Below are 18,028 nucleotides of genomic sequence, written 5' to 3'. Positions count from 1 at the left end.
AACACAAAGAAAACAACCCCAAACCACCCCCAAAACACACCCCAACCCCAACAAAAGCCTCCCGTGAAGCCCATCACACCCCCCACCACGCCAACCAAACACCAAAACCCAAGCACCGCCGTCGAACACCCACCCAACCCGCAAAACCTGAGAGAGCGACGCCCCCAAACCCGCCGGACGTGAGAGAGCGACGCCCAAAAACAGCAAATAAGTGAGAGAGCGACCGAAGGAGGCCGCGGTTATCCGGCAGCGCGCGTCCAAGGGAGGAACGACCGAGCGCACAGAGGATGACCGCCGCCAACCCCACCCGCCGCTCCAACCACACCCACCGCCACGCACCACCGCCATCGAACCCCACAACCAGCCGCCCGACACCCAACCCTTAAACAACAACGCTCCCCCACCGAAGTGAGAGAGCGTTGGGCCAAAACCTGAGGGATGTGAGAGAGCGTCGGAGGGGCCAAACGGAGGCTTAGTGACCGCCGTGGCCTCCTGCGCCTTCCGTCTTGCGCATCATGGCGCCAAGGACCACAGCCGCCACCGCGATAACGGTCGCGGCCAGGAATGCCGCCTGCATGCCTGCCACCAAACCGGATGATGCAGAAACCACAGCATAGATGGACACGAGCAGCGCAGTGCCGGCAGCACCCGCAACCTGCTGGGCCGTGCTGATAATCGCTGAACCATGGGAGTAGAGGTGCGGCGGCAGTGGGTTCAGGCCTGTGGTGAAGGCCGGCGTAAAGAGCAGGGCGAGGCCAAGGCTCAGTGTGACGTGCAGGGCAATAACCCAGCCAAGGGAACTTGCCTCATCCAGACGCGAGAACTGCCAGAGAGTCAGGACCATCAGCACCGAGCCTGTGACGGTCAGCGGCAGGGGACCAACTTTGTCGAAGATCCGCCCGATGACCGGACCCAACAAGCCCATGGCCAAACCACCCGGCAGCAGAGCCAGTCCGGTCTCCAAAGGCTGAAGGTGAAGAGTGTTCTGGAGGTACAGCGGCAACAGGATGACCCCGCCGAACAGGGCCATCATGGCGACGACCATCAGCAGCGTGGACACCGTGAACATCCGGAACTTGAAAGCGCGAAGGTCCAAGAGCGGGGCGTCGGACTTCTGGAGCTTGAGCTGCCGGAAGACAAACAGTGCAAGGCAGAGGACGCCTACTACCAGCGCGATGACGGGAACAACGCCAGCCTCGGCTCCACCGATCTGACTCAAACCGTAAACCAGCCCACCAAAGGCAGGGACGGTAAGGATGACAGAAGGCACGTCCAGCGTGGTCTTCTCCCGTTCGCCCACGTTGGTGAGGTACTTGGCGCCGATCGCAAACGCAGCCAGGGCAACCGGCAGCACGAACACGAACATGAAGCGCCAGGAGAAGTGGTCCAGGATGATGCCTGAAACGGTGGGTCCCATGGCGGGCGCCACCGAGATGGCGATGCTGACGTTGCCCATCACGGCGCCACGCTTGGACATCGGAACCAGCGTGAGGATGGTGGTCATCAGCAGCGGCAGCATGATGGCAGTACCACCTGCTTGTACTATGCGCGCCAGCAGCAACACCAGGAATCCCGGTGCCAGTGCGGCCAGCAACGTTCCACCGCTGAACAGCCCCATGGCCAGCATGAAAGCCCCGCGCGTACTCATCCGCTGCAGGATGAAACCCGTGGTGGGGATGACGACTGCCATGGTCAGCATGAAGCCCGTAGCCAGCCACTGCACAGTGGACGCGCTCACCTGGAGGTCCGTCATGAGGCGCTGCAGGGCGACGTTCATGATGGTCTCGTTGAGGATCACCACGAAGGTTGCCACCAACAGCGTGACAATGACCGTTACGGATTCGCGTGACATCTTCCCGGACACTGGGGCCTGGGACCCGGGAGCCTGGGCCGTCGGCACTACCGGGGGCGCCGCCTCGGTGGAGGTGACGGAGCCGGAAGCGCCCGAACTAGGCTTGCCGTTGGCGTCGGACGTGACGTCGGTAGACATGAGGATTCCCCAAGGGTTTGGATTTGGTGTCCGGCGATCTATGCCGGTGAAGACTAGAACAGTCTAAACTCCCATCCAATTCCCGTCAGTAGAAAAATTCCTAACGCTAGGAGAACAAAGGGGCGTTGTCGATGAGCCGCACCGGCCCCACTTTGGCGGCAATGATCGCCAATCCCTCACCGCGGAAGGGAGTCTCCTTGCAGTTCTCTGCGAGCGGCTCCAGTGTAGTGGGATCCACGACGTCGAAATAGTCCAGTTCCACCAGCGGCTGCGATTCAACAAGCGCGACGGCGGAATCGAGGTCAAGCGGTTCATGCGCGTTCGCGCGGGACTCAATGAGGCGCAAAGCCCGCGACAACACCAGCGCCGCTTCACGCTCTTCGTCGGACAGGAACCTGTTCCGGCTGGAGAGCGCCAAACCGTCCTCACTGCGAACGATGGGCACGGGCACAATCTCTACCGGGAAGTTCAGGTCCGAGACCATGCGCTTCACCAATGCCAACTGTTGTGCGTCCTTCTGGCCAAAATAGGCCCGGTAGGCCGCCGTCGTGCCGCCAGCCGCAGCACCTCCGGGGAGTCCGTAGTGCAACAGCTTGGCCACCACAGTAAGGGCGCCGTCGAAATGTCCCGGGCGCGAGGCCCCTTCCCACTTTTCACCCAGCGGACCGGATGTCACCCGTACTAAGGGCTGGCCGCCGGGATACACCTCGTCCACGGACGGCGCGAACACCAAGTCCACGCCTTCGGCATCAAGCAGGGCCATGTCAGCGTCGAGGGTGCGCGGGTAGCGGTCAAGGTCCACGGCATCGCCAAACTGCAAGGGGTTCACGAAGATGGTGGCCACCACCACGTCGTTCTCCGCCGCAGCGGTCCGGGCCAGCGCGGCATGGCCCGTATGCAAAGCACCCATGGTGGGTACAAGTCCTTGCGAATTTCCACCTTTGGCGGTCAGGAGCCGCGCACTCTCGGCCCGTAATTCCGCCGCCGTGGTCACGAGTTTGATGGCCATGCTGTTCAGTTTCCTTCCGGTGCCTTGGGTTCGGCGCCCAAGGCCTCGTCAATCTCAATCAGTTGTTCGGGACGCAGCAGCCCACGGTTTCCCGCCCTGCGCGCAGTCGCCCGGGCCATGGCCCGGTAGGCCTCAAGGACGTCGCCGCCTGCACCGCCGTCGTACTCTTTCAATGCCTGGGCGTGCGCGGAAACGGTACCCACATCCCCTCGCGCAACAGGACCGGTCAGCGCAGATTCGCCGGACGCGAGGGCGTTCTCGAGAGTTGCACGCAGCAGCGGACCAAGCATGGCCTCCGGGGTTTCGACGCCGATCTCCCGCAGCATTTGCGATGCCTGCGCCACCAGCGTGACCATATGATTCGAGCTATGCGCGAGTGACGCGTGATAGAGCGTGCGATCGGCCTCAGCAATGGCCACGGGTTCCGCGCCCATCTCCACCACCAGTGCCTGGGCGATCGGCAGCATGGCAGCATCCGCCGTGACACCAAACGTGCAATCCATGAGACGGGTTAGGTCCAGGCTCATGCCGGTGAAGGTCATGGCCGGGTGCAGCGCCAGCGGAATCGCACCCGCTGCCCGGACCGGGTTGAGGATTCCGACGCCGAACCGGCCCGACGTATGCGCCACCAGTTGCCCGGGCTGCCAGGCACCGAGCTTGGCCAACCCCGCCACCAATTCGCCGAGGGCATCGTCCGGGACGGCCAGCAAAACTAGCTCCGAGCGTTCCACGATGTCCTGGATTTCCAGGACCGGAACGCCGGGAAGCAGGTTCTCCGCACGCTCGCGGCTCGCCTCGGACACGGCAGAAACCCCGACGACGGCGTGCTCGGCCGCGCGCAAAGCGGCACCCAACACGGCACCCACCTTGCCGGCGCCGATGATCCCGACACCGAGTCGTCCTGGCCTAGCCATCGTGGCGGTCCTCCTGTTGCGGTGAAGTCTGGGGTGGTGCGGGCTGGGCGGGTTGTTCCGTTAGTGTGGCTGCGAGCTCCGGGGCTTGCGGTGCCACCTGCGCCAGCCATTGTTCGCTGGTTTGCCGCTTCCGTGCCTCCCGGGCCCGGGCAGCCTGCTGATCGAACAGCTCAACTGCCTGCTCCACGTCGGCTTGGAACACCCGCGGGGAAACCGGCCCTGCCGTAGTGTGGAGGACAAGATCGGCCACGCCGAATCGCCTCGCCCACGGGCCCTGGTGCAGTGCCATGGATTGTGTCCGTTGATGCGGAACCACCACAAGCGTGTGCCACCAGCGGCCGGAACGGATCAGCAACGCAGTCTTGGTGGCAAGGAAACCGTTGCGCCGCCAGCCAAGCGGGGCCAACAACCTTGCGCGGCGGGGAGTGGTGGTGAAGCCGTCACTCGTGGCGGTGTTGGGTTGAACCGGCCCAAGCCCATCAAGTCCCGCGGTGAAAACCCGTTCCGGATCCTCAACTCCAGGATCAGGCAACACCAAAGACATCATCCGCAACACCTCCGGCTTCAGTCCGACGGGAAGCAACATTGTTCGGGCGCCATCAGTACTGGCCGCCAGGCCGTAACCCGCCACGTTGACGTGAATCCGGTACCAGCCGAAGATTCTCCACAGGGGCGGCTGCGCCACCATGAGCGCCTGGATCCGCCCGGGCGGAAGAGTCTGCGCCTGCGTATCAAGAAGCCCATACCGGAGGCGGATGCCGTCCGGGGAAATCGCGGCGGTGAAGTTGTAGCCCTTGTTGAAGGAGCTCCAGTAAGACGCAGCGATACCCAGGATGCCGGGGATGAGCGCCAGGAAAATAGCGTTGTTGTCAAACAACACAGACGTTGTGACAACAACTGCGGCCCCAAGCAAAATGCCGACAGTCTGCTCGCTGAGCAGCAGGGAACCAATAAGCCGGGACGGCGGCACCGACAACACAACATGCTCCGGAGCTTCCGGGACTTCCGCTGGGGTTTCCGGTCCGCTGACTACACCCGCCGCCCGCGCAAGAATGGTGGCACGCAGCTGCTTAGCTTGGTCCAGCGGGAGGTAAGCGAGCCGCACGGCCGACTCACCGGCGTCGGCCACTTCAAACTTCAGTTCAGCGAGCCCGAAGATCCGCGCCAAAAGCGGCTGCACAATGTCGATCGCCTGAACGCGATCCAAACGGGCCTGCCGTTGCTGCTTGAACAGGAAGCCGGTGTTGACACGGACATACCCCTCCGCCACTTGGTAGCGCGTGAAGTACCAGCTAAGAATGAACCCGCCAACCGTCAACAGCAACACTACGGCGCCCCCGGCCAACAGCCACGGCGCCCGGCCGCTGAGGTTCGGATCCACGAAATCCCGGCCCTGCAGCGTTCGCTCGAAAGCGTCACGACCAAAGAAGAACCCGACGGCGGCAAGCGCCACCCAGCCGCGAACGAACGGTGACGCAGGGTGGACGCGGTTCCAGTCGCCGTCGACCGTTGGTTCCGGCTTGCCCGGCAGGCTCTCAGTGGCGTTGTTTTCCAGGCTCACAGCCCGGCCAACCTGGCTTCTCCGCGAGCCGAAAGCTGCTCGCGCAAGCGTGCCCCTTCTACTGCCGGAAGCCCAGGCAACTGCGCATTGGTTCCCGCAGAGGCCGTGTGAAGTTTGAGCGTGCACAACCCCAGGCTGCGTTCAACGGGCCCAACCGCAACGTCCACATATTGCATCCGGCCGTAAGGGACAACCATGGTTCGCTGGAAAAAAATACCGCGGCGGATAAGAAGGTCATCGTCGCGCTCGGCGTACCCGATTGCGCGAACTTGGCGCGGAATCAGCACCAGCCTCCACAAGGCCAACACCAGCACCACTGCGGGAACCGTGATCGCCAGCCACAGAGGCGGCCACCGCCACCAGCCGAGCAACACGAAAACGAGAGGCAGGCTGAGGATTACCAGCATCACAACGTTGCCGATAGCCCACTCCACTAAGCGAACGGTGACGTACTTTGGGGATACCCGCAGCCACTGGACGCCGGGAGGATCAATCGCCTCGGTATGCATACTCGCCTTCACCTTTAGTTTCGCCTCGACGGGTTTCCGGTCCGGCGGTCCCACCTTCCAGGTCCTCCGGCGGGATGCGGCAGAACCGCTCCACCACCAGACCAACCACAACCATCACTACGCCGCCGCCGCCCATCAAAAGGGCATTCCACAGAATTCCCTCGCCGCCACGCAAGCCACCAATACGGAGAAGGTCCGTGGCGATTCCCGCATGCCAACCCAAGAGCAGAGTCCCCGCGTAGGCGCAGGCTTGAGCCAGAATCAGCGTCCTGGCCGCGAGGATCGGATCAAGCAGGTTTTTCTTCTTACCGTTGCGCCAACGCAATACTCTGATACCCATGACCAGCGTCAGCCCGGCGATGACCGCCATGGTGATGAGCGCGGAAACGGGCAGCACAGGGGTTGGCATGCTGAAACGGTTGGTAGCCACCGTAGCCAACCAACCAATCACCGCAGCGATCACAGCGATGAGCATCAGAACCACGGGGCGCATTGCTTTCATGGCTGCTCCACTGCTCCGGCGGCTGGCACACCGGCTACGTCACCAAAACCGTCGAAGCGCCGAATGTCCGGCATGTCGGCGGCGACGGCGGCCAGTTCAGCCACGCTCCTGCCATTCAGTGTGGCGTGCGGATCCAGCAGGGACCACGGGTACAGCACGAAAGCGCGCTCCGCTGCCCGCGGATGCGGAATCGTCAGAACGGGGTCCTCGCTGGCGACGTCACCGAATACGATCACGTCCACATCCAGGGTCCTGGGACCCCATCGCACCTCGCGGGTACGGTGATGCTTCTGTTCCACTGCATGGCAGTGCTTCAAGAGTTCCAGGGGTGTCAGCGTGGTCTCCACCGCCATGACCATGTTCAGGAAATCAGGCTGGCCCTCCGGACCACCGACGGCCTTTGTCTGCACCACCGGCGAGACACCCAACAAGCGCACCTCCGGCGGGTCCACCAGATCCGCGACGGCAGTGGACAAGGTGTCGTTACGCTCCCCCAGGTTGCTGCCAAGGGCCAGGACGGCCTTGGTATAGCCGGACGTCATGATCGCTCCCGGTGGACGCTAACAGTAACGTCGCCGAACGGTACCTCGATGGGCGCCTTGGGCTTGTGAACTGTGACATCAACGGCGGCAACACTGTAGTTCTCGAGGATGCCCTCGGCAATCCTCACAGCCAGGCCCTCTATGAGGTTCAAAGGCTCGCCCTCAATGTGCTTGGTAATCAGCTCAGCCACTTCGCCGTAGTGGGCTGTGTACTGCAGATCATCCGTCTCAGCTGCCTTGGTGAAGTCCGTGTACAGCACGGCGTCCACCACAAAAGGCTGGCCGTCACGGCGTTCGAAATCGAACACCCCGTGATAACCGACGGCGGTGACGCCGGTCAGCGTGATCCTGTCCACAGCGGTATCCAATCAGCGGGAAATGCGGGCGGCGACCTTGACGGCGTCAAGGCTCGGGCCGACGTCGTGAACCCGGACAGCCCAAGCACCCTTCGTGGCGCTCAAAGCAGTGATGGCAGCGGTAGCCGCATCGCGTTCCAAGGGTGCAGCGGACTTACCCGCCACTGTGAGAAGCGAACCGAGGAACCGCTTACGGGAAGCAGCCACCATCACCTTGTGACCCAGCGAGAAAAGCTGGTCCAGGTTCTTCAGGATCTCCCAGTTTTGGTCCTCATTCTTGGAGAAACCGACGCCGGGATCGATGATGATCTGCTCCGGCGCAACACCCGCGGCGTACAGCTTGTCGCGGACGCCGCTGAGCTCAGCCACCACGTCCTCCGTCACGTTCTTGTAGTCCGTGAGGCTGTCCATGGTCAGGGCGTCGCCCCGGCGGTGCGTCAGGATGTACGGAACCTTGGTCCGGGCCACGAGCTCGGGCATGTCCGGTTCAATGGTCAAGCCGGAGACATCATTGATGATGGCCGCACCCGCCTCAATGGCAGCAGCCGCGGTGGACGTGTGCATGGTGTCAATGCTGACCAGCGCACCGGCCTTGACCAGCGCCTGGATCACGGGAATGACGCGGCGCTGTTCTTCTTCAGGGGAAACCGGTTCAGCACCCGAGCGGGTGGATTCGCCACCGACGTCGATGATGTCGGCACCTGCATAAAACATGCGCAGGCCGAGTGCGATGGCAGTGTCCGGCGTCCGGTGAGTACCGCCGTCGCTGAAGGAATCCGGGGTGACGTTGAGGATTCCCATAACGAGCGTGCGGTCCGTTGGCAGGTCCTCGAACCTGGCCGCGGGTCGCGGTTTGCGGAGAATCGGCAGAGGGCTTGTGGCCGGGCCGGTTCCGGGTGCTGCAGCGAGGGAGTCCATAGTGCTTACCTTCCGAGTATGAGGCTCATGGCCTCGGCGCGGGTGGCCGGGTCATGGAGTTGACCGCGCACCGCACTGGTGACGGTCTTCGCGCCGGGCTTGCGAATGCCGCGCATGGACATGCACATGTGTTCACATTCGACGACGACAATCGCGCCGCGCGGGTTGAGGTGCTTCACCAGCGCTTCGACGATCTGGGTGGTGAGGCGTTCCTGCACCTGGGGCCGCCGTGCATAAATATCCACCAGTCGTGCCAACTTGCTCAGGCCGGTCACTTTGCCGTCATGTGACGGAATGTAACCAACATGTGCCACTCCGTGGAACGGCACCAAGTGATGCTCGCACGTGGAGTAGAAGGGAATGTCCTTCACCAGGACAAGCTCTTCATGGTCCAGGTCAAACGTGGTGGAAAGGACATCCGCAGGGTGCTGGTGCAGGCCTGCGAAGACCTCGGCGTAAGCCTTGGCTACGCGCTTAGGCGTGTCCAGGAGTCCTCCGCGGTCAGGGTCTTCACCAATAGCCAGCAGGATCTCACGGACAGCCGCTTCAATGCGCGGACGGTCCACTTTGTGTCCGTGCTTGGAGCCCGCGGCGGAACCGTGGGCGGCGGCGAGGTCGTCGTCGTCGTCGAAATGAGTCACAGCAGAAGCTTAGCCGTGATGCGGGTGGTCGTTGCCGCCGTCGGGCTGCGGGGCCTGGAACGACTCCTGGCTGCTGACTCCCTGGGCATGCGGTGCCACGACGTCCAAAGGCTCATCCAATCGGGCCTGCTTGGCCTCTTCCTGGGCTTCGCGTTCAGCCTTCTCGGCGCGGCTCTCCACCGGAGGAATCGACTGCACCGGACGGGACTCCTTGGACAGCCAGATCTCGCGGAAATCGCGCTTCCGGATGTCGTGGAAGATGTCAGCGATTTCCTGCTGGTTCAGGGTTTCGCGCTCCAGCAACTCCAAGGCCAACCGGTCCAGGACGTCGCGGTTCTCCGTGAGGATGGCGTAAGCCTCGTCGTGTGCCTGGTCGATCAAGCGACGCACTTCCTCGTCCACAACATAGGCGATCTGGTCGGAGAAGTTACGCTCTTGTGCCGCGTCGCGGCCCAGGAACGGCTCACCGCCGCCCTGGCCCAGCTTCACGGCACCCACGCGTTCGCTCATACCGTACTGGGTGACCATCTTCCGGGCCGTGGCGGTGGCCTTTTCGATGTCGTTGGATGCACCTGTTGAGGGGTCGTGGAACACGATTTCCTCAGCGACACGGCCGCCCATGGCGTAGGCCATCTGGTCCAGCAACTCGTTGCGGGTGACCGAGTACTTGTCATCCTCAGGTATCACCATGGTGTACCCGAGAGCACGGCCACGGGGAAGGATGGTGATCTTGGTGACCGGAGCGGAGTTACGCAGTGCGGCAGCAACAAGAGCGTGGCCGCCTTCGTGGTACGCAGTGATCTTGCGCTCTAGTTCCTTCATGACCCGGCTGCGCTTCTGCGGGCCCGCCATGACGCGGTCGATTGCCTCGTCCAGCGCGCGGTCGTCAATCAGGTTGGCGTTTGAACGCGCCGTCAGCAGGGCAGCCTCGTTCAGCACGTTGGCAAGATCGGCGCCGGTGTAGCCAGGTGTCTTCTTGGCAACGGCCTTCAGGTCGATGCCCTGGGCCATGGGCTTGCCCTTGGCGTGGACGTTGAGGATCTGTTCGCGGCCGATCATGTCCGGAGCTTCCACGGTGATCTGCCGATCGAAACGGCCCGGGCGCAGCAGCGCAGGGTCCAGGACGTCGGGGCGGTTGGTGGCAGCGATAAGGATGACGTTGGTCTTGACATCGAAGCCGTCCATCTCAACGAGGAGCTGGTTCAAGGTCTGCTCGCGCTCATCGTTGCCGCCGCCAATGCCGGCACCACGGTGACGTCCAACGGCGTCGATTTCGTCAACGAAGATGATGGCCGGGGAACTCGCTTTGGCCTGTTCAAAAAGGTCGCGAACACGCGAAGCACCAACGCCGACGAACATTTCAACGAAGTCCGAGCCGGAGATGGAGAAGAAGGGAACGCCGGCCTCGCCAGCTACAGCGCGGGCCAGCAGCGTCTTACCAGTACCCGGAGGGCCGTAGAGCAGCACACCCTTGGGAATCTTTGCACCCACAGCCTGGAACTTGGCCGGTTCCTGGAGGAACTCCTTGATTTCCTGGAGCTCTTCCACGGCTTCGTCCGCACCCGCGACGTCAGCGAAGGTCACCTGCGGCATGTCCTTATTGACCAACTTGGCCTTGGACTTGCCGAACTGCATCACCTTGGAGCCGCCGCCCTGCATGCGGGAAAGCAGGAACCAGAACAGGACACCCAGCAGCAGCACCGGAATGAGCAGGGAGAACAGGCCGGAGAACCAGTTATTCTCCACCGGTTGGTCCGTGAAGCCCTTGTCCGGGTTGGCGTTGGTGACAGCCTTAACCACATCCGGACCGCGATCTGTGACGTAGAAGAACTGAACGTTCTTGCCCTTATCTTGGCCGTCCAGGTTCAGGTTGTCCTTGAGCACCAGGTCAACGCGGTTCTCGGCGTCGAAAATCTTGGCCTGCTCAACCTTCCCGCTTTGGGAAAGGAGTTCGAGGCCTTCCTTGGTGTCAATGCGCGTGGAACCGCCCGGAGCCAGCGTTGCGAATGCCACCAGGAGCAAGCCAACGACGACAACAATCCAGATGCCCGGGCCCTTGAAGAAACTCTTAGCTTTCATCTGATCGGGGTTTTGCCCCGTCCCTCCTGGTAGTGCTGCGAGGCGCAACTTCTGCGCGCGAGTGGTGCTGCTTCAGTTTCTAGCTATACACCGTTCCCAGTAACTCACGCATCGGAAAGTCCAAAAGTTCCCTCTGGGCGTACACAGGATACTCGCGTTGGGTGCGCTGGAACAGGGGTTATGCACTCTCGTTGGGTGCGGGTGCGGCGTCGCCTTGCTGCGTACTCGTTCACGCCATCCGCACCCCTTCCGCATCCGGCTCCCACCACCCCCACCGCCCGCGCACCCGTTCACGCCATCCGCACCCGTAACCTCTGGAGCGAACGGCGGAAAAGGGTGCGCACTTGTTGAAGAACAGGCGCGCCCGGCGGAAGAGGGTGCCGGCTTGGGAGGAGCTTGCGAACAACTGGGCCCCGTTGGTGTGCGCCATTTTGGGTCTCGTCCGAGTGGTCTCGATGCCGTTTTCCACATAGCTCGGCTTTCCACATACCTCGGACGGGTGCTTTCGCCTTCGCAGAAGAACAGGAAGCGTGGAACCTATGCTCATTCCGGAACTCATACTTGCTTCAGATGCGACACGCATTGGACAGGACGCGCGCCAGCTCGCGAAGCAGGCCAAACGTGGCGAGCTCGTTCGGATTCGACGCGGAGCCTATATTCGCGCTGCCTATTGGGCGGAATTGAACGAGCGTCAGCGGCACGGCCTCCAAGCCGCTGCGCTGGTCGATACGACCAATACGGCGCCCCTCTTCAACTTGCAGACGGCAGCGCTCCTCTGGGGCCTCGGCGTAGTGGGAGTGCCGCGGAGCTTATGCACCGTCACAGGCGACCCCCGGGGTGGCAGGTCAAAGCACGGAATTAGGAGAAGCCTGGGACCTCTCGACACTGGGGTAACCCAACTGGGCGGCTTCAAAGTCACAGACAAGGTCCGCACCACAGTGGAGCTGGCAGCTGCCCTGAACTTTGCCGAAGCCTTGGCCCTCGTGGACTCCAGCCGCCGAAACCAAAGGTGGGGCGACGCCTTTACGGCCGACGATTGGAACAAGGACAAGGCATGGGGTCCGCCGGCGCCAGTGGACGAACTGGTTGAAGCTGTCTCCGCTCTCACCAGCGTCTCAAGGCAGCGACGTGCCCAATCGATTCTGGATCTCTCCTCGGAAAAGCCCGAATCGGTGGGGGAATCCATGAGTCGAGCCCAAATGATCTTGCTCAACTTCCCCATGCCTAGCCTTCAGGGCTCTTTTACGTTGGGGAACGGGCGAACCGCCAGAACCGATTTCTGGTGGCCTGGACTCGGTCTTGTGGGGGAATTCGATGGGCACGGAAAATATTTGAGACACAAGTTACGGGGAAACCAGACCATCCAGCAGGCAATCATGGCAGAGAAGGCCCGCGAAAATGGGCTGCGGGCATTAGGCCTCACTGTGGTTCGCTGGGACTGGTCCGAGATGATGAACCCGCGAGCATTCGCACGCATTCTGAACGACGGCGGCCTGCGCTCCCTGCGGGCGGCCTGAGAGTCCGGTTGAATCAGGCCGCGACCGGGAGCACCAGCAAGTAACCAGTGGGCAGGTCTGAGCTCCAGCGCCGGGGCTCACGGACCACGAACTGTGTGGCAAGCTGCTCCGGAGTAAGCAGACTATTGGGCTCCGGAGAAGGGCCCCACTGCCCACTGCCATGGGGATAGAGCGGATCCAAGACACGAATCCCCGTCACTTGGAACTCCGCGAATTGCGTGGGATCACCCATGGACTCAAAGCCACTCATTACCCAGGCATGCCGACCGCTCCACATGACGAGCCCTACAGGCCGCCCGGTTTCGGCTATTGCACGCGCCGCCGTCTGCAGCGTGTCCTCGTAGGTGGCAATGCTGACCACCGCATGTGGGCCCATTCCAACCTCGGTCAAGACCTGAGCCCAGCCCCGCGGGTTGGCCCCGTTGAATGAATTCGATGACCGTGCACGGGCCATCTCCCACAGCTCGCTTTGCTGTGCGGAGGTTGCCCACGTTCCGCCGCCGGTGTCATCGACGAGGTTGTGTGCCATTTGGATGCTCGCCGCAACACACCAGTCAAAGGTGTACTGCGGGACAAAGTCCCCCTCTTGGTAGAGGTTCAAAGCGAAAGCCTGAGGAACAGCGGGCGGCGGTGGCGGCGGTGCGGGTTGCGGTGCCACAGGGGTCTGTGTGGCGCCCGTTGACGGGACCGCCTGGAGGTCACCCGTAGTCGGCATGGCGGAAGAGGACGCGATGGGCTGTCCGGCATCGGTCTCAGTGAGATCGACCGCAGGAGTGCAGGCCGTGAGAAGAGTCGCCATGACGGCGAGCCACGTCAAGAGACGGGCGGGAGCACCAATCATGGTCCAGTTTAGCGCGAGGAGCCGTTGCGGCGTCAGGCTTCGGGTCCCCTATGACCGCACCCGCGCCCGCCGGGCGCACCCCTTAAGCGCCAACGCCGCACCCACACCCGCCAAACGCACCAGAGGTTACGGGTGCAGACGGCGGGAAAGGGTGCGGCGGGACAAACAGGACAAACAGGGCTAACGGGCTAAGCGGAAGGGCTTACTCGTAAACGTGCGGGGCCAGGGTGCCCACGAAGTCCAGGTTGCGGTACTTCTCGGCGTAGTCGAGGCCGTAACCTACGACGAATTCGTTGGGGATGTCGTAGCCAACGTACTTCACGTCGATTTCCACCTTGGCGGCGGTCGGCTTGCGGAAAGCTGTGCAGATCTCGACGCTGGCCGTGCCACGGGATTCAAGGTTGGACTTGAGCCAGGACAAGGTCAGGCCGGAGTCAATGATGTCCTCAACAATGAGCACGTCCTTGCCCATCAGGTCGGTGTCAAGGTCCTTGAGAATCCGGACTACACCGGAGGACTGGGTGCCCGAACCGTAGGACGAGACAGCCATCCAGTCCATGCTGACGTGGCTGTGCAGCGCACGTGCGAGGTCAGCCATGACCATGACAGCACCCTTGAGGACACCGACAATAAGGATGTCGCGGCCTTCGTAGTCTTTGTCGATCTGCGCCGCGAGCTCCGCGATACGCGTTTGGATCTGCTCTTTGGTGTAAAGAACGTGCTTGAGATCTGCCTGGACGTCGTTTGAATCCACCAATGGCTCCTGTTTTGATGCTCGGGTGCGGCTACTGTTGGGACGATTTCTGATGCCGGAATACTAGCTTCCCACAGCGGGGGGCTAGTCGGGGAACGCCATCAGCCGCAGCGCCCGCCGAGAACGCGGACAAAGCACCCGCGGAAACAGGTCCTTCCTGCTCCAGATCGCTGAGGGACAGGCGGTACACACGGACGTGGCCGGGCAGCTCCACGGGCCCTGCCGAGCCTTGCCTGCGAAGCAGCGCTTCCGCAGCTTGGAGGCGCCCGTAGCCGGGTTGTTGACCGCCGGCGTCGGCCGCCGCCTTCGCGATCACACGGAACCTGAGCGCTGCGGGCAGCTCACGTACGGCGTCTTCAGGCAACCACGCGCCGTCGTCCACGCGCTGCACAAGTGAGAGATAGGTCTCGTTGGCCAGCTCTTCAAGAAAGTCCGCGTCCTGCTGCAGGATTGCCGCGGTCCGGGCCAGCGATTCTGCAACACCCGGGCCGAGTTTCTCTTCCAGAACCGGCATCACTTCAACACGCGTCCTGGAGCGGGCAAAGGCGGGATCGGAATTACTGGGGTCGTGCCAGGGGGAGAGCTCCTCCACCCGGCAAATTTCCAGCGTCTCCTCACGGCGGAGACCCAAGAAGGGCCGGAGCAGGCGTCCCCGTGCGGGCCTCATGCCAGCGAGGGATCGTGTTCCGGACCCACGGGCCAAGCCCAGAAGTACCTGTTCGGCCTGATCGTCCAAGGTGTGACCCAGCAGGATCGCATCACAGTCCAGCCGGGATGCGGCAGACTCCAACGCAGCATGCCGGGCGTCCCGGGCTGCGGCTTCCGGTCCAAAACCAGTGGCGGCGACTTCCACGGTCCGCACTTCGACCGGAGAAAGCCCCAGCTCGCGCAGCACAGTAGCGGTACGGGCAGCCACCTCCGCGGAGCCGGCCTGCAGTTGATGATCCACCACTACGCCCGCCACGGACACTGGATGCCCGTCTACATGGCCCCGCCTGGCAAAGTAGGCGGCAACTGCTGCCAAAGCCAATGAATCCGGGCCTCCACTGCAGGCTACAAGCACACGTGAGGGATAGCCGGCGGAGGACAGGGCGTTCTGCAATTGCTTCCGCGCCTTGCCGACGACAGGCGCCAAACGCCCGGGCCGACGTCGACCCTTGGCTACAGCGCCCACAGCGGACCCGCTGGCGGTACCACCAGAACCAACAGGAACGCTCAAAGTCCCATCCGCTCAAGCCACAGCTTGGAGTTGTGGATCTCTTCTTCGGTGGGGAGGTACTCGGCGGACTCCCACACCCGGTTGAAGCCCTCCATGCCGGCCACGGCAACTACTTCGCGGACGAACTTGGCGCCATCGGTGTACTGGCGCATCTTGGCGTCCAGGCCGAGGAGGTTGCGGATGAACTTCTCCACCACGCCGCGGTCCTTGCCCCGTTCGTTGAAGCGCTGGCGGATGGTCCTCACGGAGGGGACGATGCTCGAATCCACGGCATCCATCACCACGTTGGCGTGACCTTCGAGCAAGCTCATGACAGCCGTGATGTGGGAGAGGGACGCCTTTTCCTCCGGGTTCTGGAGGAGATCCAGGATGGCGCCACGGCCTGGCGTCTTCTCGGAAGGGTTACGGTCGCGCAGTGACTTGGCCACAGCGCCGGCGCGTTCAACCAACGTATCCATGTTGCCCAGAAGATTGCCGCTGAGCTTCTCGATCTCATCCAGCATGTGGTGCCGGAGCCAAGGCGCAGCCGCGAACTGGACCCGGTGGGTCTGTTCATGCAGGCATACCCAGAGACGGAAGTCGTCCGGGTGGACGTTGAGTTCGCGCTCCACGGAGATGATGTTGGGCGCCACCAGCAAGAGTCGGCCGCCCGGGGGAACATTCGAATCCGGGGCCAGCGCAGCAAAAGGGTCGTACTGGCCGAGGACTTTACTGGAGAGGAACGCCAGCACGGCACCGAGTTGAGTGCCAGTGATGGCGCCGCTGGCAGCAGTCGCAGCCGGGGTCATTGCCACCCCGCTGCGGCTCTCCAGCATCTTCTCCAGGGCGGGCTGGAGCATCACTGAGAAACTTTGCGTGTTGGCCTTGGACCATGAGGCCCTGTCCACCACCAGGACGTGCGAATCGCGCAGGTCCTTCGCGGCATCCAAGCCGGTGATGTCGTGCACGTGCGGGACGGAGATATCCGCGTTGAAGCGCAGATTATCCACGGCCTTGCCGATTTCCCCGGCGCTAAGCTCCGGACCTGGAGGGGCAAGCCGGGCAGCCGTAGAGGCGGCCAGGTCCCAATTGATCAGGGCCGGGGCCCCTGCTGACGAATCGCGGGCAGATGACACCATACGGTCCATCACACCACACGTCTCTGACAGTGAGCCTTAAGTTCGCTCCGCGCTGAGGATTCAGCCTTGGCAGCCGCACGCGGCAAGCACCGACGCAGAGCGGTCCAAGGCCACCTTGTTGCCCGCGGCTCCGGGATCCAGCCCATTGCCGATGAACGAAAACACCAGCAGCCGGCCATCAGCGTCCACAACGTAACCGCTCAATGCGAGCACGGTATTCAACGTCCCGGTCTTAGCGCGTACCAGCCCGGCGCCCTCGGACGTGCCGGCGTCCACATACCTGTTATCCAGGGTTCCGGTAAGTCCGGCTACCGGAAACCCATCGAGCGCTGTCCGTAGGGCAGGGTCAGGTCCGCTGGTGATGGCACGGACAACCTCGGCAAACTGGTGGGCGGTGACCTGATTCTCCAAGGCCAGGCCGGAAACGTCAGCCAACTGCATCGAATCCGTGGCGATCCCCAGCTCCCCCAGCCTTTGCCGCACGGCTGCAGTGGCGCCGTCGTACGTCCCTGCCTGGCCGGACGCCAAAGCGGTCATGCGCCCCAACGCTTCGGCGAGGAAGTTGTCCGAAGACTCGAGCATGAGGTCCACTTGCTCGCTGACGGTGGCCGACTCAGCAGCAGCCAACACCTTGGCGGGGAGGCCTTTGCCGCGTTCTACGCCGGGACTCACCGGGACGCCCGCGGCCGCCAACTGATCGGCGAACGCCTGGGCGGTGGTGATGGCGGAATCCTGGGGTCGGGGACCGGTCAAAACCTCAGGGTTATAGCGGCCGGAGTTCAACGCCAAGGAAAACAGGGGCGCGGTTTCGCCGGCAGCGACGTCGTCCAGGCTCCAGGCGGGATTAAGGGGCGCGCCGCTGAAGAGTGAGTCGTCAACTTGTACGGTAATCGGTCCGTTCACACCGGCCGAAGCCAGAGCGGCGGCCGTGTCCGCAGCCAACGATGCCAGGTCGGCACGGCCAAGAACGGCTGAGGGTTCGGAGGCGCCGGAACCCAGCAGCACATCCCCTCCCCCGGTCAGCACCACTGTTGAGGGATTGTCGGATGCGAGCACGCGGGTGGTGAACCGGGACTCTGGGCCCAGCGCCGTTAGCGCGGCGACGGCGGTCAGCAGCTTCATGTTCGAGGCCGGGATGCGGTTGGCGTTGGCGTCGCGATCAAAAAGGACTTGGCCCGTGGAGGCGTCCATCACCACGCCGCTGATGCTGCCGGCACCATCCGGTGTGAGCGTGGCGTTGAGGAGTTTTGCCACCTGGGCAGGCACAGGAATAGGAGCCTTCGCATCCAAGGGAAGCACACTGTTGACGTCGGATAGACGGTCCGGCACCTTATGCCAGGCGGGAACTGCAGGCATGGGCTTCGGGACAGTGATCAGGCCCGGAAACATCCCCACCACCACTACGGCGCCAAGGCATAACAAAACTGTGGTCAGTAGCAGCGGCCATGCAAAGCGCCCCCACACCGGCGTACCCCGCTTGCGGGCACCCCCGTTTTTCACGCCCATCATGGAAGTTGCTTGGTCCTGTCAGTCCTGAAATGTCCCCGCCGGTTCAAGA

General features: G+C 62.9%; 17 protein-coding genes. 1 reads left to right on the top strand and 16 read right to left on the bottom strand.

Annotated features, from left to right (window positions below; all coding sequences use genetic code 11):
• Window positions 1-472 precede the first annotated feature (472 nt).
• The 11 genes from LDN70_RS00765 to ftsH form a co-directional block, all read right to left on the bottom strand.
• Window positions 473-1,990: a DHA2 family efflux MFS transporter permease subunit gene (locus LDN70_RS00765; protein WP_223941417.1), complete on the bottom strand. Its 1,518-nt coding sequence runs from the start codon at window positions 1,988-1,990 to the stop codon at window positions 473-475.
• Between the two features lie 106 nt (window positions 1,991-2,096).
• Window positions 2,097-2,999 carry a pantoate--beta-alanine ligase gene (gene panC, locus LDN70_RS00760; protein WP_223941416.1) on the bottom strand — a complete coding sequence of 301 codons (903 nt, stop codon included), beginning with the start codon at window positions 2,997-2,999 and terminating at the stop codon, window positions 2,097-2,099.
• 5 nt (window positions 3,000-3,004) lie between these two features.
• Window positions 3,005-3,913 carry a Rossmann-like and DUF2520 domain-containing protein gene (locus tag LDN70_RS00755; RefSeq protein ID WP_223941415.1) on the bottom strand — a complete coding sequence of 303 codons (909 nt, stop codon included), beginning with the start codon at window positions 3,911-3,913 and terminating at the stop codon, window positions 3,005-3,007.
• Window positions 3,906-5,474 (bottom strand): PH domain-containing protein, encoded by a 1,569-nt coding sequence (locus tag LDN70_RS00750; protein ID WP_223941414.1) that lies wholly within the window; start codon window positions 5,472-5,474, stop codon window positions 3,906-3,908. Before LDN70_RS00750 ends, LDN70_RS00755 begins: the two co-directional genes overlap by 8 nt.
• Complete coding sequence (locus LDN70_RS00745) at window positions 5,471-5,983, bottom strand: PH domain-containing protein (RefSeq protein ID WP_166842697.1); 513 nt, start codon at window positions 5,981-5,983, stop codon at window positions 5,471-5,473. The genes LDN70_RS00750 and LDN70_RS00745 overlap by 4 nt, the downstream gene beginning before the upstream one ends.
• Entirely contained in the window at window positions 5,964-6,485 is a 522-nt protein-coding gene (locus tag LDN70_RS00740) for a DUF3180 domain-containing protein (protein ID WP_142937185.1), read from the bottom strand. The genes LDN70_RS00745 and LDN70_RS00740 overlap by 20 nt, the downstream gene beginning before the upstream one ends.
• Window positions 6,482-7,027 (bottom strand): 2-amino-4-hydroxy-6-hydroxymethyldihydropteridine diphosphokinase, encoded by a 546-nt coding sequence (gene folK, locus LDN70_RS00735; RefSeq protein WP_223941413.1) that lies wholly within the window; start codon window positions 7,025-7,027, stop codon window positions 6,482-6,484. Before folK ends, LDN70_RS00740 begins: the two co-directional genes overlap by 4 nt.
• Window positions 7,024-7,383, bottom strand: a complete 360-nt coding sequence (gene folB / locus LDN70_RS00730) for a dihydroneopterin aldolase (RefSeq protein WP_142937187.1) — start codon at window positions 7,381-7,383, stop codon at window positions 7,024-7,026. The genes folK and folB overlap by 4 nt, the downstream gene beginning before the upstream one ends.
• 12 nt (window positions 7,384-7,395) lie before the next feature.
• Entirely contained in the window at window positions 7,396-8,301 is a 906-nt protein-coding gene (folP, locus tag LDN70_RS00725; RefSeq protein ID WP_166842696.1) for a dihydropteroate synthase, read from the bottom strand.
• A gap of 5 nt (window positions 8,302-8,306) precedes the next feature.
• Window positions 8,307-8,942 carry a GTP cyclohydrolase I FolE gene (gene folE, locus LDN70_RS00720; protein WP_026005412.1) on the bottom strand — a complete coding sequence of 212 codons (636 nt, stop codon included), beginning with the start codon at window positions 8,940-8,942 and terminating at the stop codon, window positions 8,307-8,309.
• A gap of 9 nt (window positions 8,943-8,951) precedes the next feature.
• Window positions 8,952-11,021 carry an ATP-dependent zinc metalloprotease FtsH gene (ftsH, locus tag LDN70_RS00715; protein ID WP_223941412.1) on the bottom strand — a complete coding sequence of 690 codons (2,070 nt, stop codon included), beginning with the start codon at window positions 11,019-11,021 and terminating at the stop codon, window positions 8,952-8,954.
• Window positions 11,022-11,560: 539 nt separating this feature from the next.
• On the opposite strand from ftsH, the gene LDN70_RS00710 reads away from it, so the two are divergent.
• Entirely contained in the window at window positions 11,561-12,538 is a 978-nt protein-coding gene (locus LDN70_RS00710) for a type IV toxin-antitoxin system AbiEi family antitoxin domain-containing protein (protein WP_223941411.1), read from the top strand.
• Between the two features lie 13 nt (window positions 12,539-12,551).
• Here LDN70_RS00710 and LDN70_RS00705 read toward each other — a convergent pair whose 3' ends face one another.
• From LDN70_RS00705 to dacB, 5 genes are all read right to left on the bottom strand, one after another.
• Window positions 12,552-13,379 (bottom strand): hypothetical protein, encoded by an 828-nt coding sequence (locus LDN70_RS00705; RefSeq protein WP_223941410.1) that lies wholly within the window; start codon window positions 13,377-13,379, stop codon window positions 12,552-12,554.
• A gap of 202 nt (window positions 13,380-13,581) precedes the next feature.
• The gene (gene hpt, locus LDN70_RS00700) at window positions 13,582-14,133 is read right to left on the bottom strand and encodes a hypoxanthine phosphoribosyltransferase (RefSeq protein ID WP_011772910.1); all 552 of its coding nucleotides are present in this window, start codon (window positions 14,131-14,133) and stop codon (window positions 13,582-13,584) included.
• A gap of 31 nt (window positions 14,134-14,164) precedes the next feature.
• Window positions 14,165-15,235: a tRNA lysidine(34) synthetase TilS gene (gene tilS, locus LDN70_RS00695; protein WP_353618942.1), complete on the bottom strand. Its 1,071-nt coding sequence runs from the start codon at window positions 15,233-15,235 to the stop codon at window positions 14,165-14,167.
• Between the two features lie 113 nt (window positions 15,236-15,348).
• Window positions 15,349-16,470: an Rv3626c family coenzyme F420 biosynthesis-associated protein gene (locus LDN70_RS00690; protein ID WP_142937192.1), complete on the bottom strand. Its 1,122-nt coding sequence runs from the start codon at window positions 16,468-16,470 to the stop codon at window positions 15,349-15,351.
• Between the two features lie 60 nt (window positions 16,471-16,530).
• Window positions 16,531-17,976 carry a D-alanyl-D-alanine carboxypeptidase/D-alanyl-D-alanine endopeptidase gene (gene dacB / locus LDN70_RS00685; RefSeq protein WP_223942707.1) on the bottom strand — a complete coding sequence of 482 codons (1,446 nt, stop codon included), beginning with the start codon at window positions 17,974-17,976 and terminating at the stop codon, window positions 16,531-16,533.
• Window positions 17,977-18,028: the final 52 nt, after the last annotated feature.

Origin of the sequence: Arthrobacter sp. StoSoilB22 (genome assembly GCF_019977315.1) — a bacterium.
GTDB lineage: Bacteria > Actinomycetota > Actinomycetes > Actinomycetales > Micrococcaceae > Arthrobacter.
The sequence above is the reverse complement of the archived record's forward strand: the minus strand, read 5'-3'. Positions and strand labels throughout refer to the sequence as shown.